Source organism: Nocardioides sp. (assembly GCF_035576065.1).
Lineage (GTDB): Bacteria > Actinomycetota > Actinomycetes > Propionibacteriales > Nocardioidaceae > Nocardioides.
In genome coordinates, this window is the sequence record NZ_DATLWX010000028.1 from 1 (window position 1) to 24286 (window position 24286).

At 70.1% G+C, this 24286-nt stretch carries 22 protein-coding genes, 1 tRNA gene and 1 riboswitch; of the genes, 11 read left to right on the forward strand and 12 right to left on the reverse strand.

Translation table 11 applies throughout. From position 1 onward, the window contains the following. Window positions 1-603: 603 nt before the first annotated feature. On the reverse strand, window positions 604-1869 hold the full coding sequence (tyrS, locus tag VNJ48_RS13100; protein WP_325602787.1) for a tyrosine--tRNA ligase: 1266 nt from the start codon (window positions 1867-1869) through the stop codon (window positions 604-606). A 106-nt stretch (window positions 1870-1975) separates the two neighbouring features. On the opposite strand from tyrS, the gene VNJ48_RS13105 reads away from it, so the two are divergent. Beyond that, the gene (locus VNJ48_RS13105; protein WP_325602788.1) at window positions 1976-3469 is read left to right on the forward strand and encodes a serine/threonine-protein kinase; all 1494 of its coding nucleotides are present in this window, start codon (window positions 1976-1978) and stop codon (window positions 3467-3469) included. Window positions 3470-3724: 255 nt separating this feature from the next. Continuing rightward, window positions 3725-4300, forward strand: a complete 576-nt coding sequence (locus VNJ48_RS13110) for a response regulator transcription factor (RefSeq protein WP_325602789.1) — start codon at window positions 3725-3727, stop codon at window positions 4298-4300. Window positions 4301-4308: 8 nt separating this feature from the next. Here the strand turns inward: VNJ48_RS13110 and VNJ48_RS13115 are convergent. The 3 genes from VNJ48_RS13115 to VNJ48_RS13125 form a co-directional block, all read right to left on the reverse strand. After that, window positions 4309-4382, reverse strand: a tRNA-Ile gene (locus tag VNJ48_RS13115). Between the two features lie 136 nt (window positions 4383-4518). Continuing rightward, window positions 4519-5229, reverse strand: coding sequence for a GAF and ANTAR domain-containing protein (locus tag VNJ48_RS13120; RefSeq protein ID WP_325602791.1), 711 nt, complete (start codon window positions 5227-5229; stop codon window positions 4519-4521). A 77-nt stretch (window positions 5230-5306) separates the two neighbouring features. Next, complete coding sequence (locus VNJ48_RS13125) at window positions 5307-5939, reverse strand: response regulator transcription factor (RefSeq protein ID WP_325602793.1); 633 nt, start codon at window positions 5937-5939, stop codon at window positions 5307-5309. 138 nt (window positions 5940-6077) lie between these two features. On the opposite strand from VNJ48_RS13125, the gene VNJ48_RS13130 reads away from it, so the two are divergent. After that, window positions 6078-6830 (forward strand): thermonuclease family protein, encoded by a 753-nt coding sequence (locus tag VNJ48_RS13130; RefSeq protein WP_325602795.1) that lies wholly within the window; start codon window positions 6078-6080, stop codon window positions 6828-6830. Between the two features lie 9 nt (window positions 6831-6839). Here the strand turns inward: VNJ48_RS13130 and VNJ48_RS13135 are convergent, their stop codons facing one another. Beyond that, window positions 6840-7814, reverse strand: coding sequence for a GNAT family N-acetyltransferase (locus VNJ48_RS13135; RefSeq protein WP_325602797.1), 975 nt, complete (start codon window positions 7812-7814; stop codon window positions 6840-6842). A 59-nt stretch (window positions 7815-7873) separates the two neighbouring features. On the opposite strand from VNJ48_RS13135, the gene VNJ48_RS13140 reads away from it, so the two are divergent. Next, window positions 7874-8620 carry a PIG-L deacetylase family protein gene (locus tag VNJ48_RS13140; protein ID WP_325602799.1) on the forward strand — a complete coding sequence of 249 codons (747 nt, stop codon included), beginning with the start codon at window positions 7874-7876 and terminating at the stop codon, window positions 8618-8620. Between the two features lie 13 nt (window positions 8621-8633). On the opposite strand, the gene VNJ48_RS13145 is transcribed toward VNJ48_RS13140, so the two are convergent. Further along, window positions 8634-9221 (reverse strand): histidine phosphatase family protein, encoded by a 588-nt coding sequence (locus VNJ48_RS13145; protein ID WP_325602801.1) that lies wholly within the window; start codon window positions 9219-9221, stop codon window positions 8634-8636. Between the two features lie 17 nt (window positions 9222-9238). Then, window positions 9239-9368: riboswitch (cobalamin riboswitch) on the forward strand. 36 nt (window positions 9369-9404) lie between these two features. On the opposite strand from VNJ48_RS13145, the gene cobN reads away from it, so the two are divergent. From cobN to VNJ48_RS13180, 7 genes are read left to right on the forward strand one after another with little or no spacing between them, the layout of a single operon-like run. Beyond that, entirely contained in the window at window positions 9405-13046 is a 3642-nt protein-coding gene (cobN, locus tag VNJ48_RS13150; RefSeq protein WP_325602803.1) for a cobaltochelatase subunit CobN, read from the forward strand. Beyond that, the gene (gene cobF, locus VNJ48_RS13155) at window positions 13043-13768 is read left to right on the forward strand and encodes a precorrin-6A synthase (deacetylating) (RefSeq protein ID WP_325602805.1); all 726 of its coding nucleotides are present in this window, start codon (window positions 13043-13045) and stop codon (window positions 13766-13768) included. Before cobN ends, cobF begins: the two co-directional genes overlap by 4 nt. Continuing rightward, complete coding sequence (locus VNJ48_RS13160) at window positions 13765-14295, forward strand: 2'-5' RNA ligase family protein (RefSeq protein WP_325602807.1); 531 nt, start codon at window positions 13765-13767, stop codon at window positions 14293-14295. Before cobF ends, VNJ48_RS13160 begins: the two co-directional genes overlap by 4 nt. Then, complete coding sequence (locus VNJ48_RS13165) at window positions 14292-15770, forward strand: cobyric acid synthase (RefSeq protein WP_325602809.1); 1479 nt, start codon at window positions 14292-14294, stop codon at window positions 15768-15770. The genes VNJ48_RS13160 and VNJ48_RS13165 overlap by 4 nt, the downstream gene beginning before the upstream one ends. Next, on the forward strand, window positions 15767-16489 hold the full coding sequence (locus VNJ48_RS13170) for a cobalt-precorrin-6A reductase (RefSeq protein WP_325602811.1): 723 nt from the start codon (window positions 15767-15769) through the stop codon (window positions 16487-16489). Before VNJ48_RS13165 ends, VNJ48_RS13170 begins: the two co-directional genes overlap by 4 nt. Beyond that, the gene (locus tag VNJ48_RS13175; protein WP_325602813.1) at window positions 16483-17007 is read left to right on the forward strand and encodes a bifunctional adenosylcobinamide kinase/adenosylcobinamide-phosphate guanylyltransferase; all 525 of its coding nucleotides are present in this window, start codon (window positions 16483-16485) and stop codon (window positions 17005-17007) included. Before VNJ48_RS13170 ends, VNJ48_RS13175 begins: the two co-directional genes overlap by 7 nt. Continuing rightward, a complete protein-coding gene (locus VNJ48_RS13180; protein WP_325602815.1) occupies window positions 17004-17681 on the forward strand; it encodes a (2Fe-2S) ferredoxin domain-containing protein in 678 nt (225 codons plus the stop codon). Before VNJ48_RS13175 ends, VNJ48_RS13180 begins: the two co-directional genes overlap by 4 nt. A gap of 25 nt (window positions 17682-17706) precedes the next feature. Here VNJ48_RS13180 and VNJ48_RS13185 read toward each other — a convergent pair whose 3' ends face one another. The 6 genes from VNJ48_RS13185 to VNJ48_RS13210 all read right to left on the reverse strand — a co-directional run bounded on the left by VNJ48_RS13185 (window position 17707) and on the right by VNJ48_RS13210 (window position 24246). Continuing rightward, window positions 17707-18504 (reverse strand): CbtA family protein, encoded by a 798-nt coding sequence (locus tag VNJ48_RS13185; RefSeq protein WP_325602817.1) that lies wholly within the window; start codon window positions 18502-18504, stop codon window positions 17707-17709. Window positions 18505-18622: 118 nt separating this feature from the next. Continuing rightward, window positions 18623-18853, reverse strand: coding sequence for a CbtB domain-containing protein (locus VNJ48_RS13190; RefSeq protein WP_325602819.1), 231 nt, complete (start codon window positions 18851-18853; stop codon window positions 18623-18625). Between the two features lie 150 nt (window positions 18854-19003). Next, window positions 19004-19966, reverse strand: coding sequence for a cobalamin biosynthesis protein (locus tag VNJ48_RS13195; RefSeq protein ID WP_325602821.1), 963 nt, complete (start codon window positions 19964-19966; stop codon window positions 19004-19006). Further along, window positions 19963-20742, reverse strand: coding sequence for an adenosylcobinamide-GDP ribazoletransferase (locus VNJ48_RS13200; protein ID WP_325602823.1), 780 nt, complete (start codon window positions 20740-20742; stop codon window positions 19963-19965). The genes VNJ48_RS13195 and VNJ48_RS13200 overlap by 4 nt, the downstream gene beginning before the upstream one ends. Then, complete coding sequence (gene cobT / locus VNJ48_RS13205) at window positions 20742-21782, reverse strand: nicotinate-nucleotide--dimethylbenzimidazole phosphoribosyltransferase (protein ID WP_325602825.1); 1041 nt, start codon at window positions 21780-21782, stop codon at window positions 20742-20744. The genes VNJ48_RS13200 and cobT overlap by 1 nt, the downstream gene beginning before the upstream one ends. 16 nt (window positions 21783-21798) lie before the next feature. Continuing rightward, a complete protein-coding gene (locus VNJ48_RS13210) occupies window positions 21799-24246 on the reverse strand; it encodes a cobyrinate a,c-diamide synthase (RefSeq protein ID WP_414689952.1) in 2448 nt (815 codons plus the stop codon). Window positions 24247-24286: the final 40 nt, after the last annotated feature.

Consider the following 24286-nt stretch of genomic DNA (forward strand, 5'->3'; position numbering starts at 1 on the left):
ACCCCAAAAAAGAGCCAACACAGGAAAAAGAGAGCCACATCCCCCAACATCAAACAAAACACTGACAAAAAATATTGTCAGAAATTATTGCTCATCATCAAAGAAACCACCACCACAACAACCACCCACCCAACCCAAAAAAGGCCGAACGAGCAAAAGTCACGATGACGGGGCAAAACAAACTAATTCGTCGACTATGACACACTGTTGAGTTCTCAAACATCAGACGCACACCGCGCCGAAGATTCGCATCTGGCTACGGGAGCTGTTCGTACTAAGTTACGAGGTGTGTTTCCCAAGAAGCAAATCCTGGGCCTTTCGCACCTTGCCCCCCTCAGCGTCACGAACCGTGAGGTCCGAAGTGGTGAGGAGGTGGCCGACTCGGGAGCCGGAAGCCCGGCCTTCTGGCCTTGCTTCCCGCCGCATCCCGGCGACGAGGTAGAACATTAGGCATCCCGCGGCGATCATGCAAATCGGATCGACGTGACGGGCGCCACAACCGCCCTCTGGACCCCATCTGTGCAGGTCAGCGCGTTGCCGGGACACTCTGACGCGGACTTGGAGCCGGCGTGTCGGTCCCTCCAGGCCGCCTGACCCGCCCTGTCAGGTCACCTCGACGCCGGCGAAGTTCTTCTTGCCTCGGCGCAGCACCAGCCAGGACCCGCCCACGAGGTCGCTCACGTCCGGGACCATGTCCGGGTCCTCGACCCTGGCGTTGTTGAGGTAGGCGCCGCCCTCCGAAACGGTTCGCCGAGCCTCGCCCTTGCTCTTGGCCAGTCCGGCTCGCACGAGGAGGTCCGCGACGCTGGGCACCTCGTCTCGGCGTACAGAGGCGCCGCCTGCCTCGCTCAGCGCGGACGCGAGCGTGGCTGCAGTGAGCGCGCTGAGGTCACCACTGCCGAAGAGTGCCTGGGCCGCGGCCTTCGCCTGCTCGGTCTCCTCGGACCCGTGCACCAACGTGGTCACCTCGTCGGCCAGCCGCTTCTGAGCAGCACGCAGGAACGGCTTCTCGGCCGTCTGCACCTCGAGATCGGCGATCTCGTCGTGACTCAGGAACGTGAAGATCTTCAGCATCTCCACCACCTTCTCGTCCTCGACATTGAGCCAGAACTGGTGGAAGGCGTACGGCGACATCATCTCGGCGTCGAGCCACAGGGCCCCAGCCTCGGTCTTGCCGTACTTGGTGCCGTCAGCCCTTGTGACGAGGGGCGTGGCGAAGGCGTGCGCCTGCCCACCTCCGGCACGCCGGATCAGCTCGGCACCCCCGGTGATGTTGCCCCACTGGTCGGAACCGCCGAACTGGAGTGTCACCCCGTGCTCGTTGTGCAGAGACAGGAAGTCCATCGACTGCAACAGCACGTAGGAGAACTCGGTGTAGCTGATGCCCGACTCGAGACGGCGCTTGACGGTGTCGCGCCCCAGCATGCGGTTGACCGGGAAGTGCTTGCCGACGTCGCGCAGGAAGTCGATGACCGACATCGAGGCGGTCCAGTCATAGTTGTTGACCACCGTCGCTGCGTTGTCGCCCTCGAAGCTGACGAACCCCGACACCTGGCGGCGTACACGCTCGGTCCAGTCCTTGACCGTCGCGAGACTGTTGAGCGCCCGCTCCCCCGAATCCTTCGGGTCCCCGATCATCCCGGTGGCGCCGCCGACCAGGATGTACGGCGTGTGCCCGGCGTCCTGGAGCCGCCGTGCGGTGACCAGTTGGACGAGGTTGCCCATGTGCAGGCTCGGTGCCGTGGGGTCGAAGCCGACATAGAAGCGCACACTCCCGGCGCCCAAGGCGTCGCGCAGCTCCGCCGGGTCGGTCGAGTGGGCGATGAGCCCGCGCCACTCGAGATCGTCGAGGATGTTCGGGGTGGGCACGCTGGTCCTTCCGGTGGTGGGCCCCCCTTCCTGGGGATGACGCCACAAGACTGCCAGACCCGGCTCCGCCTAACATGTGGGATCCCCGAGTGGAAAGGCACGGACGTTGATCGCTGGCAGGTACACCCTTGGTCGCGAGATCGGCCGCGGAGGCATGGGTGCCGTTCACGTCGCCCGTGACGAGGTCCTCGGCCGCGAGGTCGCGATCAAGAAGATCGGCATGCTGCCGGGCGCGAGCATGCCCGACCTGGCGCGCGCCGAACGCGAAGCCCGACTGGCCGCGACCCTCAACCACCCGCACGTCGTCTCGGTCTTCGACCTCGTCGAGGAGGGCGACCAGAAGTGGCTGGTGATGGAGTACGTCAACGGCAAGTCGCTCGCCGAACGCATCCGTGACTCCGGTCCCCTGGACCACGCCGCGACCGCCAGCATCATGTGGCAGGTCGCCGACGCGCTGGCAGCGGCCCATCGAGCCGGGATCGTGCACCGCGACGTGAAGCCCTCCAACATCATGCTGACCGACGAGGGTCAGGCCAAGCTGACCGACTTCGGGATCGCTCGGGCCCAGGCGGATGCCAGCCTGACCCAGACCGGACTGGTCACCGGTTCGCCGGCCTACCTGGCACCCGAGGTGGCGTCAGGGACAGGCGGGGGTGCTCCCAGTGACGTGTGGGCGCTTGGCGCGACGCTCTTCCACGCGCTGACCGGCAAACCGCCGTACGACGTCAGCGACAACCTCATGGGTGGTCTCTTCAAGATCGTGCACGAGGAGCCGCCGCGAGTCCCTGACGCGGGTGGGTTCGACGACCTGCTCCGCGCGACCATGACGCGAGAGCCCTCGGCCCGGTGGTCGATGGAGCGCGTGCGCGACCGGTTGGCCGAGATCAAGCTGGTTCCGTCGGCTGCCGGCATGACCTCCACGGCCGTCCTCGACGACCCCGAGCACAAGACCGAGGTCATCCCCACCGCGCCGCCGGTCGTGGCTGTCCCGCCGGTCTCCCCCGACCCGTCGCCCGCCGCTCCACCGGTCGCCCCCGTCGCAGCACAGGTGCACGCATACGGCGACACGAACGACTCCGGAGACCGCTCCCGTTGGCCCTGGTTCGCAGCCCTGGCCCTTGCCGCTGTCGCTGCGATCGTCTTCTCGGTGCTGATGTTCACAGCAGACGACGACGATCTGCCCGCTTCGGAGGAGCCGAACTCGCAGACGCCCACGGACGGTGAGGAGGAGCCGACCGACGAGCCCACGACCGAGCCGACCGAGGAAGAGACCACCAAGGCCCCCAACCCCGCAGCCACGACCCGCAAAGAGGTCGCCTCGTTCATCACGACCTATCTCGCCACCGCCCCGAACGACCAGAAGGCGAGCTTCGCGATGCTCACCCCAGGTTTCCAGGCGGCGTCCAATGGGTTCGGGAGCTACAGCGGGTACTGGCGGACCATCGCCTCGGCGACGCCCAGGAACATCGTGGTGAATCCGAAGACGCTCACCGTCACCTATGACGTGGACTACGTCCGGGTGGACGGCAGTGCGGTCAGCGAGTCGGTGACACTGCAGCTTCAACGCAGCGGCGATGGCTACCTCATCGCCGACGAGTGACCCAAGGGCCGACACGCGCCGCATGGTGGGCCCCCGGCCTTGGTCATGACACCGCTCATCTGATTACAATGTAAACGGTTCCGTCGGCGGCTCGGGCTGCTCACGAAGTAGATCGTGTCAAGAATTGGCACGAGCCACCTGTTCTGGCACGAGCCACTTGCCTGGCACGCGCCACCCGTACGGAAGGTCGAGTTCTTGGCCCTGCGCCTTGCCCTCGCACATGCCGACGAGCTGGTAGCGCATGGACTCGCGTCCATGTTGCGCGGCTCCGGCGCTGCACACCAGGTCAGCGACCTGGCGGCCCCAGGTCCCTTCGACATCGCCTTGTACGACGCGTCCGGGAACCAGGACGCGCATGAGCGGATCGGCCGACTTCGGGACGACCCGCGGGTCGCAAAGGTCGTCGTCTACACCTGGAACTTCCAGCCGTGGTCGGCTGGCGAGTGGATCCGGCACGGTGCCAGTGGCTACTTGTCCAAGAGCCTGCCTGCGGGGCCTCTCGTGTCTGCCCTCGAGGCCATCCACGCGGGCCGTGTCATCGTTGCTCCGGGTCAACAGAGCTCGTCAGCGAGTGTCGGCTGGCCCGGCCGGGACGAGGGGCTCACACCCCGGGAGGCCGAGGCGCTGTCCCTGATCGCTGCCGGGTTGTCGAACCGGGACGTCGCCGAGCGGATGATCCTGTCGCCCAACTCGGTCAAGTCCTACATCCGGACCGCCTACCGCAAGATCGACGTCAACAGTCGTAGCCAGGCAGTCCTGTGGGCGATGACGAACGGGCTGGGACCGACCGGCCGACGCCGCGACCAGGCTGTCCCGGTCGTCCAACGCTGACTGCGGAGTGGGGCGGGTGGGGCTCGAACCCACGACCCAAGGATTATGAGTCCTCTGCTCTAACCGACTGAGCTACCGCCCCGCGTGATCTGTCGCGGCCGATCGGAAGGCTCACGCCAGCGGAAGCATCCCCAGACCAGACCGCACGAGACTCTAGCGGCACGCCTCCCGGCCGACCCACCACAGGTATGACCCCCTCGATGAGACTGGGCGCGCGTCTACTCCTCCTCGCGCTCCGCGTAGGCCGAACCGGAGATGATCCGCTCCGCCAAGGCCGCCTCGCTGACCCCCGCCCTCCGCGCCGCCTGGCTCAGCTGCTGTTCAGCCGCTTCGAGGGTGAGGCCCTGGGATTCCACCAGGACGCCTACCGCGACCTTGATCCTGGTCACTTCGCGCAGGATCTGCGGAGCTTGCTGCGCCGTACCCCGGGTCGCGAAACCCAGGTCGGCATTGGCCACTGCCGCCGGCGCCCACGCGTGGAAGATCTCGGCAATGCCTTCGTGGTGACCGGTGAACGCCTGCGGTGAGGCCGCATAGAGGTTCACTGATCCCACGACCTGCGCCTCCTTCAGGATGGGCAGGGTCAGGGTGCTGCTGATGCCTGCGGCGGCCGTGGACAGGGCGAACAGCTGCCAGCTGGACTCCTGGAAGAAGTCGTCAGCGGTGTACTCGAGCACCTGCTCGGCCTTCACGCTCTCCACGCACGGGCCACTGTCGAGGTACTGCGCGCCGTCCAGCGCCGCGATCTCCTCATCCGTGGCAACGACGGTGAACGTCACGCCGTGCTCCCGGGAGGCCAGGCTGAGGCCGACACACGCCGGGACGAGCTCGCGGACGTGGCGTGCCTTGTCCTGGAGCCGTTCGAGCAGATCGGGCTCGAACGGACCGAACTCATCGACGGCTTCGGAGGTCTCGGGAATGGGTTCCACACAAGAAATATAGTGAACGGACCGTGCGGGTTGAAACCTCACAATGGGTGAGCCATGCATCATTGGCGCTCGTCGTGTCACAACGGGGACTTCTTGACCTGAAAGCCGTGCTCGAGACCCCACAGCACGGCCTGAGATCGGCTGGCCACGCCCATCTTGCGGTAGGCGCTGCGGATGTAGCTCTTGACGGAGTTGATGCTGAGGAAGATCCGTTCGGCGATCTCCTGGTTGGACATGCCACACACGATCAGGCAGAGGACCTCGGACTCCCGGGACGTCAGCCCAACCTGCTGCCCGGGCCAGGCCGCCATGGCGCGGTTGTTGCGTGCGGGGGCCGACCAGACCGGGTGTCCGGCAGCAGCGGCCTCCACCGCGATCAGGATCGTCTCCGCGTCGACCGTCTTGGACAGGAAGCCCGCCGCACCACACGCGGATGCGCCGTCGATCTGCTCCTGGCTCTCGGCCCAGGCGAACACCAGGACGGCGGCGTCGGTCGCGGCCACGACCTGGGCGAGGCGCGCCTGCGGGTCAGGGCGGCCGTAGTTGTCCAGCAACAGGACGTCGAAGTGACCTCGGGGAGGGAGATCTCCGACGAACTCCTCGACCTTGACCCGATCGGGGTACGGCGCCAACAGCGTTGCCAGACCGGCGGTGACGATCGGGAAGTCATTGACGACCGCGACCAGGAGCGGACTACGTGCGTCTGTCATGACGAAACCCCTTCACACGAGAGCCGGTCCACGAGGACCAGCGCACCACCAGACAAGTACGCCTGTCGAGAGGTCTTTGAGCCCGCCCAATCCGGCCATTCCCCGGACACCACGGGCGGGGAGGACGACGCTGGGCAGGTGCACCGGTTCCTCTCTCCCCTGGTCCTGCTCGCTGTGCTGATCGCCGGCCTCGTCGCAAGCCCGTCCTCGGCCGCTGCTGTGACGGACATGGACTGCGGCGACTTCGCCACGCAGGCCGCAGCTCAGACGTTCTTCCTCAACGCAGGTCCCGGCGATCCGCACCGCCTCGATGCGGAGGGGGACGGGCTGGCGTGCGAGTCGAACCCGTGTCCGTGCATCACCGACCTGGGTCCGGTCCCGCTCGTGGGCCAGACGACACCACCGCCGAGGCCGACTCCCTCGGGCGGCACCGAGACCAGCGGCACCGAGACAGAGGGCTCCGGGAGCAGCGGCCCGGTGCGCCGCCACTGGGGCAACGTCGTGAGGGTCACCGACGGCGACACCCTGTCGGTGCGCATCGCCGGCGTCGGTGTGCGCTCCGTGCGGATCCTGGGTATCGACACTCCGGAGGTGTACGGGGGTGCGGAGTGTGGCGGCGACACCGCATCGGCACAGATGGGGCGGCTGGCTCCTGTCGGCTCGCGGGTCCGGTTGCAGTCCGACCCCTCCCAGGCTGACCGGGACCGCTACGGCCGGTGGCTGCGCTACGTCTCGCGCCACGACCTCGACGTCGGGCGGGCGCAGATCAGCCGCGGCTTCGCCCGGACCTACGTCTACCGCAACGACCCGTTCCTCCGGACCAGCTCCTACCAGCGGGCCGAGCGGGCCGCCCGCCGCCAGCTGCGCGGATCCTGGGACCTGTGCTGGTGAGCGCCCGGGTCAGTCCTTGACCTGCACCTCGTGCATCCGTTCGACCGGGCGGTAGCCGAACGCCGTGTTGGTGGCATGCATGGCACGGTTCTCCGGGGCGGTCCACGTGTGGAACCTGGTGCGCTCCGGGTGCTCGGTCGCGATGGCGGCGTACGTCGCAAGCTTGAGCGCCAGCCCCAGTCGGTGACCGCGGTGGCCGGGCATCACGAGCGTGTCGTCCTGGAGGGCATGGTCGCGGCCGAGAGGCAGATAGACCAGCGAGTAGCCGCCCAGCACGCCGTCGGCCCGACGAGCCACGGCCACGCAGATGTCGTAGGACTTGGCCAGGCGCTCCTCCCCGGACCGGATCCGCTCGGGTGTCATCACGACGGCTTCGTGGTCGAGCTCGCCGGTGGGGACGTCCTGGTTCATCTGCGTGCGCATCGCGGCGTAGGCGTCGATCAGGTCGTCGGGGCAGCGACCCTGCCAGCGGACGATCTCGTAGTCTCCGGCAGCCCGTGCCTCCAACCGGCGGAGGTGCTCCGCGTCCATCGGCAGGTCGAGGACCAGGTGGTCCTCCTCGTGGACCGACTCCGCCCCCATGGCGCGGGCGAAGGCCAGCGGTCCTTCGTCGTCGACCACGTTGAGCTCACCGCACGCGCTGGTGCGGCCCGCAGCCCGGCGGCGGGCCGTCGCGTCGGCGTACAACGAGCGACCGATCCCGCGCCGGCGGCAGTCGGGAACGACGGTGATCTCCAGGTCTGCCAGGTGCGTGTTGTCCTTCAGCGCATAGCCCAGGTCGGCGGTGCCGACGATCCGCTCTCCGTCGAAGGCCGCGAGCAGCACCGGCTGGTAGTAGTCACTGGGGACGGTGACCTGGTTGACGAGCGCGTCGAAGGTCCGGCGTACGGCGAACGGCCGGTCCTGGTCGATCGCGGCACCCTCGGCGGCGTACCACTCGCGGAGCTGAGCCTGGTCGTGGACGTCGATCTCACGGATCTGCATGCGCCCATCCGATCAGGTCGACACTGGCCGCCGCCATCGGATTAGGAGATGCTCGCTGCATGAGCGAGAACCGAGCGACCTTCGAACCGTTGCCCGAGGACTGGGATCGGGCGCTGTGCATCGTGGCGCACCCCGACGACCTGGAGTTCGGCGCGGCTGCCGCCGTGGCGCGCTGGACCGGCCAGGGCAAGGACGTCCTCTATTGCATGGCCACGAGCGGGGAGGCCGGCATCGACGGCATGCACCCGGACGAGTGCCGCACGGTCCGGGAGGCCGAGCAGGTCGAGTCCGCACGGGTGGTCGGCGTGAGCACGGTGGAGTTCCTGGGCCAGCCGGACGGGATCGTGGAGTACGGCGTCCCGCTGCGCCGACTGCTGGCCGAGGTGATCCGCCGCCACCGGCCCGAGGTCGTCATCACCGGCAACTTCCGCGACACCTGGGGCGGGGCGTCCCTCAACCAGGCCGATCACATCGCGGTCGGGCGGGCAGTCCTGGATGCGGCCAGGGACGCGGGCAACAGGTGGATCTTCCCCGAGCAGCTGTCGTCGAGCCTGGAACCCTGGGGCGGGGTGCGGGCGGTCTGGGCGGCCGGATCGCCGGAGTCGCGGCACGCCGTCGACACGACCGAGACGTTCGACCGCGGCGTGGAGTCGCTCGAGGCGCACCGCGCCTACATCGACGGTCTCGGGTGGGAGAACTGGGATCCTCGGGAGTTCCTCGAGGGGATGGCACGGCAGGCGGGGCAGTCACTCGGGACATCGTTCGCGGCGCCGTTCGAGGTCTACTCGCTCGGCTGGGGCGAATGACCGCGCGCGCCCGTCACGGGGGTTGAAGGTCCAGCCACCGAATCTCGCCGACGAACCTCGAGACCGAGCCGTTGGGGACCTCGACCCAGGGCGCGTCCGTCATGGACCGCCCCTCCAGGTGAGCGATGGCACAGCGGATCGCGTCGCCGTGGCTGACAAGCACCGTGGGCACCCGGGGGTCGACCTCCGCCAGGACGGCGGCCACGCGTCGGCGTACCTGCCCCACCGACTCCCCACCGGCGATCGGCAGCTCCGGATCCGACCAGTCGTGCAGCTCGGCCTGCGCCCACGAGTCCTCATGACTCCTGCCCTCGAGCGACCCCAGGTGCTGCTCCCGGAGGCGGGCGTCCGGCTGGGGGACGAGCCCGATCCTGCTGCCGATGATCCTGGCTGTCTCCGTGGCGCGGACCAGGTCGCTGGTCAGGAGTCGCGCTGAGACCAGACCGCCCCGAGCCAGGTCCGTGGCGATGGCCTCGGCCGCCCGCGACGCCTGCTCGCGACCCAGGCCGGTGAGCGCGGGGTGCTTCGTCTGGCCCTGTGTCAGCCGCCGCAGGTTCCACTCCGACTGCCCGTGCCTGACGAGGTAGACCGGCGCGTGCACGGGACACAGTCTCCACTACGCTCGCACTGCCCATTGGTGCAGGAACCCGGTGCGACTCCGGGGCGGTTCCGCCACTGTGACATCTCGACTCCTCCGTTCTTCGGGAGCCGGATGCAGCCAGACACTGGCCAGGGGTATCCCACCGATGAACGGGGCGAGAACCCCGGAGGAGGAACATCCGCTGTGCGCATCGCTCTGCTCTCGACGTCCGACACCGACCTGCTCAGCGCTCGGGCCTCCGGCGCCGACTACGTCCTCGCCAACCCAGCGCGACCCGGCCACCAGTCCATGGCCGAGCTGATCGAGGACTGCGACCTCGTCGTCGGCCGGCTGCTCGGCTCTCCGCAGGACCTGTGCTCGGGGTTCACCCGCATCGCTGCGACGGGCATGCCGGTCGTGGTCCTGGGCGGCGAGCAGCAGCCCAGCGCCGAGCTCATGGAGCGGTCGTCGGTCCCGATCGGGATCGCCGCGGAGGCGCACCGCTACCTCGCCGAGGGCGGCCCGGAGAACCTCCGCCAACTCCACGCCTTCCTCTCCGACACGGTTCTGCTGACCGGTGAGGGTTTCGACGCGCCTGCCGCCCTCCCCGTCTGGGGGTACGCCGCACGGCCGGCCAACGACGCGTCGCTCCCGCGCATCGGGGTGCTCTACTACCGAGCCCACGAGGCGAGCGGCAACACGGCCTTCGCACACGCCCTGGCCGACGCCGTCGACGCGACCGGTCAGGCCATCGGCGTCCCGATCTTCGCCGGGTCGCTGCGTGCGGCACCCGATGAGCTCTTCACCGAGCTCGCCACCCTCGACGCCCTCGTGGTGACCGTCCTGGCGGCGGGAGGCAGTGTGCCGTCGACCGCGAGCGCCGGCGGCGACGACGAGGCCTGGGACGTCACCCGGATGGCAGCCCTGGACATCCCGGTGCTCCAAGGCCTCTGCCTGACGAGCAGTCGCGCCGAGTGGGAGGCCTCCGACGACGGCGTCAGCCCACTCGACTCCGCGACCCAGATCGCGATCCCGGAGTTCGACGGCCGGATCATCACGGCGCCCTTCTCCTTCAAGGAGATCGATGCCGACGGTCTCCCCCACTACGTCGCCGACCCCGAGCGCTGCGCCCGCGTCGCCGGCATTGCGGTGAGGCACGCCCGGTTGCGTTCGATACCCAACGCCGAGAAGAAGCTCGCGCTGGTGCTGTCGGCCTACCCGACCAAGCACGCCCGCATCGGCAACGCCGTCGGCCTCGACACCCCCGTGTCCGCCATCCGGCTCCTTCGACGCCTGCGTGACGACGGCTACGACCTCGGCAACGACAACCGCGTCGTCGAGATCCTCGACCACCAGGACAACGGGGACGGGACGGACGCTGCCGCTGACGCTGCCGCCGACACCCGGGCCGGCGACGCGCTCATCCACGCGCTGATCGCGGCTGGCGGCCAGGACGAGGAGTGGCTGACCTCGGGGCAGCTGACCGACGCCCACGTGCGGATCAGCGCTGCGTCATACGACGCGTGGACGCAGCACCTTCCTGCCGACCTGCGTGAGGCCATGATCGAGGCGTGGGGACCGGCGCCGGGCAACCTCTTCGTCAACGAGTCCAACGAACTCGTCCTGGCGAGCCTGCAGGCGGGCAACATAGTGCTGCTGATCCAGCCGCCGCGCGGCTTCGGGGAGAACCCCGTCGCGATCTACCACGACCCGGACCTCGCCCCGAGCCACCACTACATCGGCGCCTACCGCTGGCTGGAGAACACTGTCGAGGACGGCGGCTTCGGCGCCGACGCGGTCGTCCATCTCGGCAAGCACGGCTCACTGGAGTGGCTGCCCGGCAAGAACGCCGCCCTGTCGGCCTCGTGTGGAACCGACGCGGCGCTCGGCAGCCTGCCCCTGATCTACCCCTTCCTCGTCAACGACCCCGGCGAGGGCGCGCAGGCCAAGCGCCGTGCACACGCCACCATCGTCGACCACCTCGTGCCGCCGATGGCCCGCGCCGAGGCGTACGGCGACATCGCGCGTCTCGAGCAACTGCTGGACGAATACGGCAACATCGCGGCGATGGACCCGGCCAAGCTTCCTGCTGTCCGGGGCGAGATCTGGACCCTGATGCAGGCGGCCCAGCTGCACCGCGACCTCGGCCTCGAGGAGCGCCCCGACGACGACGACTTCGACGACTTCATCCTGCACGTCGACGGCTGGCTCTGCGAGATCAAGGATGCGCAGATCCGCGACGGCCTGCACATCCTCGGCGAGGCGCCGACCGGTGAGCCCCGGGTCAACCTGGTGCTGGGCATCCTGCGCGCCTCCCAGGTGTGGGGCGGGGTCGGCAACGCCGTCCCGGGCCTGCGCACTGCCCTGGGTCTGGTCGATGTCGAAGCCGCCACCAGTGCAGCCGTCGACGTCTTCGAGGCCGAGGCCCGAGGTCTGGTCGAGCAGATGGAGAAGTCGGGCTGGGACCCGGCCGTGGCTCCCGATCTGCACGACGACCTCGACGTGCAGCGGGTGCTGGCCTTTGCCGCCACCGAGGTCGTGCCCCGACTCGCCGGCACGGCCGACGAGCTGACCGCGGTGCTGCACGCCCTCGACGGCGGCTTCGTGCCGGCCGGTCCGAGCGGCTCGCCGCTGCGTGGTCTGGTCAACGTGCTGCCGACCGGACGCAACTTCTACACCGTCGACCCGCGCGCGGTCCCGTCGCGGCTGGCCTGGCAGACCGGCCAGGCCATGGCCGACTCGCTCATCCAGCGCTACCTCGACGAGACCGGCTCCTACCCCGCGTCGGTGGGACTGTCCGTGTGGGGCACCTCCGCGATGCGCACCTCTGGCGACGACATCGCCGAGGTGCTCGCGCTGCTCGGCGTCCGCCCAGAGTGGGATGCCGAGTCCCGACGCGTGCGCGAGCTCCTCGTCGTGCCGCTCGAGGAGCTCGGTCGGCCCCGCATCGACGTCACCGTCCGGATCTCGGGCTTCTTCCGCGACGCGTTCCCGCACGTGGTGGCGATGCTCGACGACGCCGTGCGAATGGTGGCCGAGCTCGACGAGCCGGACGAGGACAACTACGTCCGTGCCCACGCCCGCGCCGACCTCGCCGAGCACGGCGACGAGCGCCGCGCGACGACGCGCATCTTCGGGTCCAAGCCCGGGTCCTACGGCGCCGGCATCCTGCAGGTCGTCGAGTCGGGCTCGTGGCGTGACGACAAGGACCTCGCCGAGGTCTACACCGCCTGGGGCGGCTTCGCCTACGGCCGCGACCTCGACGGGGCGCCTGCCGCCGACGACATGCGCGCCAACTACCGGCGGATCAAGGTGGCGGCCAAGAACATCGACAGCGTCGAGCACGACATCGCCGACTCCGACGACTACTTCCAGTACCACGGCGGGATGATCGCGACCGTCCGTGCGCTCACTGGTTCCGACCCGAAGGCCTACGTCGGTGACTCGACCTCACCCGACGCCGTCCGCACCCGAACCCTGGCCGAGGAGACGGCACGGGTCTTCCGCTCCCGGGTGGTCAACCCACGCTGGATCGCCGCCATGCAGCGCCACGGCTACAAGGGTGCCTTCGAGCTGGCAGCGACCGTCGACTACCTCTTCGGCTTCGACGCCACGGCGGGTGTGGTGCACGACTGGATGTACGAGAAGCTGGCAACCGAGTACGTCCTCGACGAGACCAACCAGGCCTTCCTACGCACCTCGAACCCGTGGGCGTTGCGCGGCATCGTCGAGCGGCTGCACGAAGCCGCCGAACGCGGCCTCTGGGCGGAGCCGGACCCTGACGTGATGGCCGCGATGCAGCAGGTCTACCTCGAGGTGGAGGGCGATCTGGAGGACCGGGAGTGAAGGTCCGACTGCTCGGTGTCGGGATGGGCCCGCAGCACGTGACGGCAGAGGTGGCCCACGCCCTGCGCTCCTGCGACTACGTGGTCGCATCGCGCAAGGCCCACGACGACGAGCTGTTCGCGATCAGGCAGGCGATCTGCGATGAGCACGGCGTCGAGCTGGTCGCCGTCACGGACCCGGTGCGCGACCGGGAACCGGTCGACTATCCGGCCACGGTCTCCGCCTGGCACGACGCGCGGGCTGCGGCGTACGCCGAGGTGATCGGTGCGCGCCGTGGCACGGCCGCGTTCCTGGTCTGGGGCGACCCCTCCCTCTACGACTCGACGATCCGGGTCGTCGACCGCGTCGCCGCGTCCCTAGAGGCCGAATGGGACGTCCTGCCGGGTGTCAGCACCCCCTCCGTCCTTGCCGCCCGGCACCGCATCGTGCTCCACGAGGTGGGCCATCCCGTCCACATCACCTCCGCGCGGCGCCTCCCGGAGGCCCTCGTCGCCGGTCAGACCAACATCGTGGTGATGCTCGGCAACGCCGACGACCTGGCGACCCTCGACAGCCTCGGAGACTGGTGGATCTGGTGGGGCGCCAATCTGGGCACGGTCGCCGAGGAGCTCGTCTCCGGCCGCGTGGCCGACGTGCTGCCCGAGCTCCAGGATGCGCGTGCGCGGGCCAAGCAGTCCGCCGGCTGGGTGATGGACGCCTATCTCCTGCGCGGCCCGCGGTGAACCCGCGAGCTGGTCACTCCGTCATCGCGGTGCCGGTGCCGGACCTCGACGACGTCGTCCGTGACCGGACGATCCGCTACGACTCGTCCTACCTGTCGACGGACCCGGCTTTCGTGCACGCCCACATCACGCTGCTCGGTCCCTGGCTCGACGCCCCCACCGAGGAGGACCTGCAGACAGTGGCCGGAGTGCTCGCGACCGAGCCGACGTTCGCCTTCGTGCTGGCTGAGGTCCGCGAGTTCGCCGACGGGATCGTGCACCTGGTGCCGGAGCCCAGGGACCCGTTCGCCCGGCTGACCGCACGCCTGGCCGAGTCGTTCCCCCAGACCCCGCCCTACTCCGGGCGCTACCTCGAGCTCGTCCCGCACCTCACCCTCGAGCACCGCATCACGGGCGCGACCGCAGCCGGCCTGCGCGCCGAGCTCGGCAGCCTGCTGCCCCTGCGGGCGCAGGCGGACCGGGTCGACCTGCAGTGGTGGGCCAACGATGACTGCCATGTGCGGCACACCTGGCGGTTGGGGCGGTGAGCGGCCTTCTCGTCGCCGGCACGACCTCCGACGCCGGCAAGAGCGTCGTCGCCACCGGGTTGTGCCGTGCGCTGGTCCGTCGCGGGGTCCGCGTGGCGCCGTACAAGGCGCAGAACATGTCCAACAACTCCATGGTCTGCACAGCGGACGACAGATCGACCGCCGAGATCGGGCGCGCCCAGTGGATCCAGGCGATCGCCGCCCGGGTGACGCCGGAGCCGGCGATGAATCCGGTGCTGCTGAAGCCAGGGTCCGACCGGCGCAGCCACGTCGTGTTGATGGGACAACCGGCCGGCGAGGTCTCCTCCAGCGACTGGCAGGCCGGACGGCGCCACCTGGCCCAGGCGGCACATGCGGCGTACGACGACCTGTCGACCCGCTTCGAGGTGGTCGTCGCCGAGGGGGCGGGCAGCCCCGCCGAGATCAACCTGCGCGCCGGGGACTACGTCAACATGGGGCTCGCTCGCCACGCCGGCCTGCCGACCGTTGTCGTGGGTGACATCGACCGCGGGGGCGTCTTCGCGGCGATGTTCGGCACGGTGGCACTGCTCGAGCCTGCCGACCAGCGACTCGTGGCGGGTTTCGTCGTGAACAAGTTCCGCGGCGACGTCGCCCTCCTGGCGCCGGGACTGGACTCCCTCGAGACGCTGACTGGTCGGCGCGTCTTCGGCGTGCTGCCCTGGGACTCCTCGCTCTGGCTGGACTCCGAGGACGCCCTCGACCTCGACGGTCGCAGCTCGGGCAGCCACGCCGCCCACCGGGTGGTAGTCGTCCGGCTGCCGCGGATCAGCAACTTCACCGACGTCGACGCACTCGGACTGGAGCCGGACCTCGACGTGGTCTTTGCGACGAGCCCGCGCGATCTCGCCGACGCCGACCTGGTCGTGCTCCCCGGCACTCGCGCCACGCTTGACGACCTCGCCTGGCTGCGCTCCCGTGGGCTCGACCGGGCCATTGTGGAGCACGCCCGCTCCGGTCGACCGGTGCTGGGCATCTGCGGCGGGTTCCAGATGCTCGGCCGAGCGATCACCGACCCGCACGGTGTCGAGGGGCGTCCGGGCGTCGAGGTCGCCGGCCTCGGGCTGCTGGACGTGCGCACCAACTTCGACGCCGACAAGGTCTTGCGCCAACCGGTCGGAGAGGCGCTGGGCGTGCAGGCGAGCGGCTACGAGATCCACCACGGGCGAGTCGCTGTCGGTTCCGGTGACTCCTTCCTCGGCGGGACCCGCGACGGTCTCGTCTTCGGCACGATGTGGCACGGCAGCCTGGAAGGTGACGACCTGCGCCGGGCATTCCTGGTGGAGACGCTGGGACTCGCTCCCTCGACCGTCTCCTTCCCCGCCGCGCGCGAACGCCGACTCGACCTGCTGGGCGACCTGGTCGAGCAGCACCTTGACGTCGATGCGCTCCTCGCACTGGCGCGCGCAGGAGCACCGTCCGAGCTGCCCGTCCTGCCCCCCGGAGCTGTGCGGTGAGGCTGCTCCTGCTGGGCGGCACCAGCGAGGCTCGCGACCTGGCCACTCACCTCGTCGAGGCGGGTGTCGACGTCACGTCGTCGCTGGCCGGTCGCGTGGCGCGACCCCGGCTGCCCGTCGGCAAGGTCCGGATCGGGGGCTTCGGCGGGGTGCGGGGTCTGCGGGCGGCGCTGGCCGACTACGACGCCGTGGTCGACGCCACCCACCCGTTTGCCCTGGGCATGACCACCAACGCGGCCGCAGCGTGCGCCGACATCCCGCTCCTGCGGCTCGAGCGACCGGCGTGGACGCCCGACCCGAGGTGGCACTACGTCGACACCCACGAAGACGCGGCCACCGTCGGCCGCGGTCTCGGCCAGCGCCCGGTCCTGACCGTCGGGCGACAGGAGCTCGCGCGGTTCGTGCCGGCGCTCGGCACCCGAGCCGTGCTGGCGCGGGTCGTTGACACACCTGATCTCGCGCTGCCTCCGACCTGGGAGCTGGTCAACAGCAGAGGTCCCTACACCCTGTCCTCCGAGCTCTCGCTGCTGAGCGGGCACCGCGCCGACGTCCTCGTCACCAAGGACTCCGGCGGCACCCACACCTGGCCCAAGCTGGAGGCAGCCGCCACACTCGGTGTCGAGGTCGTGGTCGTGCGCCGCCCGCCCGGACCCGCCGGAATCCCCACCGTCCACCACGTCGCCGAGGCAGTCGCCTGGGTCAAGGAGCTGACATGTTGATCCTCGTCACGGGTGGGGTGCGCTCCGGCAAGTCCTGGCATGCCGAGAGCATGCTCACCACGGCTCCCTCCGTCTCCTACGTCGCCCCGGGCCCCACCGTGGCCGAGGACCCGGACCCCGATTGGGCATCGAGGATCGCGGCACACCAACAGCGACGACCCGCCACCTGGACGACGGTGGAGACGCGGGACCTCGCTTCGGCCCTGCGGCTCGAGGGGCCGGTGCTGGTCGACTGCCTCGGGACCTGGCTGACCGCGACGATCGATGCGCACGCCATGTGGGAGGCCCCCTCCGTCGAGGTCACGGCGATGGTCGGCGACCTGATCGCTGGGGTCGTCGAGGTCCTCGCCGAGCGCGACGACGTCATCCTGGTCACGAACGAGGTCGGCTGGGGTGTCGTGCCCGCCCACCGCTCCGGTCGCTTGTTCCGCGACCTGCTCGGTCTGGTCAACCAGCGCGTCGCCACTGCCTGCGACGAGGTGCACCTCGTCGTCGCCGGTCGGGTGCTCCGGCTGTGATCGACCTGGTGCTCGTCGGCATGTCGATCACCGACGTCGACCGCCGCGCCGACCTGGTGGCCGCAGCACGCAGCCGGGGTGGCAGCGTCGCCTTCCTGCAGATGGGCGACCCGTCGCTCTCCCTCGAGCTCACCCGCCTTGCTGATGCGGGAGCCGAAGCCATCACCCTCGTCGGCGTCGACCTCGGGCCGCTCGCGCCCGCCCACTCGTGGTTGCGGCGGATCGCGGGTCACTGGTGGCGCGAGCGTGCGGGGTCGCGTCCGATCCTCGACGTCGCCACCCGTCTGGTCAGCTCACTGGAGGATCTCGACGACGCGCTGGCCACGTGCAGGCCTGTCCTCGGCACCGAGCCCGGGTTGACGTCGGCGGCTTGGGAGGACGTGACCGGCCACCGGCACCAGGTGTTGATCTGTCGTGGACCCCGATGCACCGCCCGGGGCTCCGAGGAATCCATGCGGGCGTTGATCATCGGACTGGTGGAGGCCGGACTGGGCGACAAGGACGTGCTCGTCACCCACACCGGCTGCCAGTTCCCGTGCAACCAGGCACCCGTCGTGAGCGTGCAGCCCGACGATGTCTGGTACGGCGACGTCGACCCCGAGGTGAGCCGCGAGATCGTCACCCGCCACCTCGTGGGCGGCACGCCGGTCGAGGGACATCGACTCCCCCGCTGAGTCCGATCCGTCCCCCGGGGCCGGATCACAGACTGGCGGCCAGCTCTCGGCGCGCGAGGACCGCCCGCTGCTGGTCGTGGAGACGCGAGACCAGTCCGACCAGCACGACTCCCAGCACACCCCACATGACCGTCAGAGCGACGAGCGAAGAGATGCGGAACGACCACAGGAGGTCGCCCGGGAAGTCGCTCACCTCGTTGACCGTGGCGAACACCTGCCCGGCGACGACCACGATCACGAGGTATGCCGTAGCGCTCCCGACCACGCAGGCGTAGGTCCCGAGCCGGTCGCGCAGCTTGCAGGCGGCATACGTCGCAAGCACGGCGGCTGCGATCGAGATCATCAGGAAGACGAAGTAGAGGACCGTCCGGTCTCCGATCGTCTCGCCGCTGCCCACCCCCGGCGGGTTGGCGGGATATTTCAGGAACGGGACCAGCGCCACTGAGACGAAGCCGATCAACGAGACCAGCGCGGTCGATTGCCCCGGCAGCAGCGGCCCGATCCGCCCGAGCGTCCCTGCGGCGACCAGCGCCACCAGCCCGCCCAGTGCGACGCCGACGGCCAAGGACCCCGTCAGCAGCCCCCAGGTGCTCTGGTTGTCGCGAGAGACCACGACAGCCGAGCCCTCCTCGTGCGCGTGGGTGGACTCGCCTTCAGTGGACTCGGCATGCGAGTGCGACCCCGATGTTGCAGCCCCCGCCTCCTCGAGGGCAATGGCTCGCTCGAGGTGGGGTTCGCCCACCAGCTGGGCGACGCCGAAGGTGGCCAGGCCGGCAACAAGGCCAGCAAGCAGGCCGCGGACAAGGAAAGCACGTGGGGTCATCGACATTCCGTTCACGGGTCGCCGCGATCACCGCCGGCCTGCAGCACGCCGGTGGTCAGCGACGAGAGATCAGACCGCCCCGCGGAGTCCGGGACGGTCGGTGACAGGTCAGGAACTGTCAGTGACAGGGGTAACCGAGCAGGTGCCGCGCGTCATGGACCCACTCGTGGATCGCGGTCCCTGCGGGGACCGAGACAGCACCCTGGTCGGCGCTCACGAAGAAGATCACCAGCACCCCGAGCAGTCCGAAGAAGAGCGCCCAAGGGGCCAGCTCGCGGAGCGGGATGGTGGGAAGTGCGGGGGCGCCGGAGATGGGCCCGGTGAAAGGGCTGGCAACAGCATGCGACATGTGTCCTCCTCAGGGATACGTGCGTCCCTGGTTGATGGGTGTGGACGGACACGCGGGTCTGACTTCACCGCACTGCCTGGTCGGGCTGAGCGATGTCACAGTAGCGCGACTGTGCCGGAATCCCACCGGCTTCCTTGTGACCGTTGACGCTCACCCTAGCGGACCGCGAGGGCATTCACGCCACCCCCCGCGGACCGAAATCAGGGCCGCTGCGCTCGCCGCTGCGATCGCCGCTGCGAGGCCGATGCGGCGCGCCAGGACCGTGGACCGAGCGATGTCGTCAGGCCGCGCAGCGCGTCCGTCTCCCAGCACCGCTCGGTGTTCGACACGGTGACCGTAGTAGCTGTTCGTCCCGCCCAGCCGGACCCCGAGCGCACCGGCGAATGCAGCCTCGACCACTCCTCCGTTGGGGCTCGGGTGAGCGGCCGCGTCCCTGCGCCAGGTCTGCCACGTCTCCGTCGATCGCGACGGCATCGCGAACAGGGTGAGGAGCCCGGCGAGTCGAGAGCCCGGCAGGTTGGCGAGGTCGTCCAGTCGCGCCGCTGCCCACCCGTAGCGCTCGTAGCGCGCGTTGTGGTGCCCCACCATCGCATCGAGGGTGTTGACCGCCCGATAGCCGAGAAGTCCGGGTATACCGCACCACGCCCCCCACACCAGCGGCGCGACGACGGCGTCGGAGGAGTTCTCGGCGACCGACTCCACGACCGCGCGCGAGACCTCCGACCCGTCAAGGGCCGCGGTGTCACGACCGACGAGGTGGGTGAGGCGCTGACGCGCGCCGGCGAGGTCGTCGGCTTCGAGGTGAGCCAGCACGGCGCTCGCCTCACCTTCGAGGGAACGCCCTCCGAGCACAGCCCACGTGGCTGCCGCAGTGGCAGCAGCACGGGCGACCGGCCGCGGCGTGAGACGTTCGGCAGCGACGCCGACCGCGACCACGCCACCGACCAGGAGCAGGGTGTGCGTCAGTCCTCGCGTCCGCGAGTCGGCGTACGAGATGCGCTCCAGTGTCGTGGCCAGGGTGCCGAACCCGGCGACGGGGTGAAAGCGCTGTGGGTCCCCCAGCACGCGGTCTGCGGCGTAGCCGATCAGCAGCCCGACAGCGCGGGCGCTCATACGCTCCCCAGTGACAGGGCCACCAGGATCGCGGCCAGCGCCATCTCGATGGCCGCGCCGAAGACGTCACCCGTCACACCGCCGAAGCGCCGCGTCGCACGAACGAGGACGGCAACGATGGTCACCAGTGCGACGGCCGCCGCCAGCACCCCCTGCCACCAGGGCATGCCTGCCCCGGCAGCACCGGCAGCGAGAGCGAGGCCGGCGAGGATCCAGACGATGACCGCGACGGGGCGCGGAACGGTCTGGGTGTAGGTGCGACCGAGCCCGTCGGAGCGGGCTGGCTGCAGGCCGCGCACGCAGCAGACCGCGAGGGCTGCGCGAGAACAGCACACCGCAACGCCCGCGAGGATCGCGGCCTGCCACCAGTCGGGCAGAGAGAACACGGCAGCGAGACCGGCTGTCTGGAGCCCGATCACCAGGACCACGGCCACGACCCCGGCCGGGCCGGACGTGCCGGACTTCATGACGGTCAGGGACCGTTCGCGGTCGTAGGACGCCGCCAGCCCGTCGACGGTGTCGGAGAGCCCGTCGAGGTGGAGGGCGCGAGTACCGAGGATCGCGCCGCCGAGGGCGACCAGTGCGGTGATGACTGGCGGCACCGCCAGCCAGTGGCCGGCCATCCCGACCCCGGTGACGACGAGACCGAGAGGCAGCACCGCGACGGGCGCAAGCAGCATCGCCACGCCTGCCCGGCGCCGGTCCACCGTCGCGGGCGGCCGCACCGGGATCGCCGTGAGCGTCCCGACGGCGAGCCGTGCGGCGTCGAGCAGCATCAGGGCGCGAGCTCGCTGAGCAGTGCCACGTCACGCAGGATCGCGGCGGCGCTGCGGACCACCGGCACGGCCGCGACCGCGCCCGATCCCTCGCCCAAGCGAAGTCCGAGGTCGAGCAGCGGCTCGAGTCCCATCTTGTCCAGCGCCAGCGACTGGGCGGGCTCGGTGGAGCGGTGGCCTGCGGCATACCAACCGGCAGCCCCCGACTCGAAGCGGTCCGCGGTGAGCGCGCAGGCGACGCTCATCAACCCGTCCAGCAGCACCGGCGTGCCCTCCTCCGCGGCGGCGAGCAGGAAGCCGGTGCTGGCCGCGAGGTCGGCACTGCCGAGGGCAGCGAGCGTCTCGAACGGGTCGGTGGTGCGGGCGCCGACACGGGACAGGGCGGCGTCGATCACGTGGGTCTTGTGGCGCAGCGCCTCGTCATCGATCCCTGTCCCCCGCCCCACGACCTCGGCGGCAGGCAGCCCGAGCCCGGCGGCGACCATGGCTGCGGCCGGGGTGGTGTTGCCGATCCCCATGTCGCCGCTGATCAGCAGCTGGGCGCCGGCGGCGATCTCCTCGCGTGCCACGCGGGCGCCGGCCGCCAGCGCTGCTCTCGCCTGCTCGGGGGTGAGGGCGTCCTCCAGGTGGATGGCGCCACTGCCCCGGCGGATCTTGTGCGCCGTCAGCAGCGCGCGCACCTGCTCGTCGAGATCACCGAAGTCCTCGTCGACCGCGAGGTCGAGGACCCGCACCGACACGTCGTGCGCGCGGGCGAGGGCGCTGACCCCGGCCTTCCCGAGCAGAAAGGTGCGGACCATCGCCCCCGTGATCGCCGGGGGAAATGCGGACACGCCATGCGCGGCGACGCCATGGTCACCGGCGAAGATGACGAGCCGGACGTCGTTGACGGGCGTCGGCGGCACCTGTCCCTGGCAGGCCGCCAGCCAGACGGCCAAGTCACCGAGTCGGCCCAGGGCGCCCGGTGGCGTGGCGAGGGCGGCCAGACGTTCGGTTGCCTGGCGGCGGGCGATGGCGGAGGGTGCGGCGACGGGGGGCATGGCGGTGTCCTTCAGATCAGTGTGCGGGCTGGCGGCGCGAGACGGACAGATGGTCGAGGGCGGTGAAGAGGTGCTCCGTCGTGGGCTCGGGTCGCACGGCGATCCTCGCCCACGTGGAGTCGAGTCCGGGAAACGTGTCTGCGCGGCGTACGGCGATGCCTGCGTCTCGCAGCATCAGGCGGTCAGCTCCGAGGCGGGTCAGGACGAAGGGAGCCACCGACGAGACGTGCTCGATCTCCCGGTCTTGCAGACCATCGACGAGGTGGTCACGCCACCGGTCGATCTCATGCGCGCGCGCGGTGGCTTCCACGTCTGCGCGGTCACTGGCACAGGCGACGAGAGCGGCCACTGCCGGGCCGGCCACCGACCACGGCGTCTGCATCCTGGCGAGCTCGCCGACAGCGCGAGGGTCGCCAGCGACGTAGCCGGCTCGGATCCCGGGAATGGACCAGTGCTTGGTGAGGCTTCGGATGACGATCACGCCCTCGAGGGTCGACCGGACGAGAGACTCGCTCTCACCGGGGACGGCGTCCATGAAGGCCTCGTCGACGACCACGAGCCGACCCGGCCGCCGCAGGCTGCGGAGGAGCGCAGCGGGGTGCAGGACGCCGGTCGGGTTGGTGGGGTTGCCGATCATGACGAGGTCGGCGTCCTCGGGCACGACCGCGGGATCCAGGGTGAAGTCGGGCCGGCAGAGCACGGTGTCGACCCGGTGACCCGCCTGCTCCAGCGCGGCGTGCGGTTCGGTGAACTGCGGGTGCACCACCACGGGGTGCTGCCACGACCGCGACCGCGCGATCAGGGTGAACGCCTCCGCCGCGCCGGCGGTCGGGAGCACTTCCTCCTGGGGCCGTCGCAGGTGGTGGGCGATGGCAGCCCGCGCCGGTGCCGCGTCCGGGTAGACGGTGGTGTCGACCGCTGCGTGGAGTGCGCGATCGAGCCACGCGGGCCGCTGCCCCACATAGACGTTGACGGCGAAGTCCAACAGCCCCGTGCTTGCTTCGACGTCGCCGTGGTGGCGGAGTGGCTCGGCCAGCCCAGCGTCCTTGGGTTCACAGTGCGGAGCCGGCTCAAGACCCCCGACGGCCACCGGCTCCTCGACGAGGACGGACGGTTCGTGTGGCAGGGCGCCGTGTGCGGCATCGGCGAAGCGCTGGGCCAGCAGCGGGTGCCCGGCCCAGTGCACGTGCAGGTAGGACGCGTGCCACGTGTCCGTCGCGAAGCCGGCCGCCGCCCCGTCGATCTCCCATCCCGGCTTCGTCCCGCTGGGGAGCGAGGTCTGCGTGCGATGGAACTCGTGACCGGTGACCTGCTCCCCGGCCCGGGTCAGCAGCGAGTCGGTGGGCGCCGTGGCCGTCGGGTAGCGCAGCGTCAGCACGTCGGTCATGGCGGCCGTGACGGGCACGACACCGGCCATCGCGACCCCGTCGAGGGTCTCGGCGAGATAGAGCAGCCCGGCGCACTCAGCCACCGTGGGGACACCCGCACGGACCGCGCGTGCCAGGTCGTCGAGCAGGCTCCGGTTGGCGGCCAGGTCTGCGGCGTACACCTCGGGGAAGCCGCCGCCGAGGTAGATGCCTCGCGTGCCCGCCGGCAGCGCGCGATCCACCAGCGGGTCGAAGACCACGACCTCACAACCCGCCGCGCGCAGCAGTTCCTCGGTCTCGGCGTAGCGGAACGTGAAAGCGCGGCCGCCGGCGACTGCGACGACGGCACGTCCCGGCCCCTGACAGATCTCCTGACCAGGATCCCAGGGCATCGCGTCGAGCTCGGGGGCCGAGCGCGCGACGTCCATCAGGACATCGAGGTCGAGGTGGTGAGCCACCTGCTCACCGAGCCTCTGCACCATCCGCACGGAATCCTGCCGCTCGACGGCGGGGACCAGACCCAGGTGCCGCGAGGGCGTGGCGAGCTCCTGGTCGCGCGGCAGCACCCCGAGCACGGGCAGCGACACCCTCTCGAGGGCGCGACGGATCTCGGCGACGTTCCGCGGCGAACCAGCACGATTGAGGACAACCCCGACCACGCAGACTTCTGAGTCGTACGCCGCCATGCCGGCCGCGACCGCTGCCGCCGACCGGGACTGCCGGGCGATGTCAAGCACCAGCACGACCGGAGACTGCGTCAGAGAGGCGACGTGCGCCGTCGAGGCGAACCCGTCGGTGCCGAGCCGCCCGTCGTGCAGCCCCATCACACCCTCGATGATCGCGACGTCCGCCCCCGCTGCCCCGTGGAGCAACAGCGGGACGATTCGTTCCACGCCCACGAGGTGAGGATCGAGATTGCGGCCCGGGCGCCCGGAGGCCAGGGCGTGATAGCCGGGATCGATGTAGTCGGGTCCGACCTTGTGTCCGCTGACCTCGTGGCCGTCCGCACGCAGGGCGGCGAGCAACCCGGTGGCGACCGTGGTCTTGCCCTGCCCCGTCGACGGTGCCGCGACCACGAGTCGCGGCAATCTCACCATTCCTGTCTCGGCAGGCTCGGTCGCTCGCTCGTCCCTCGCT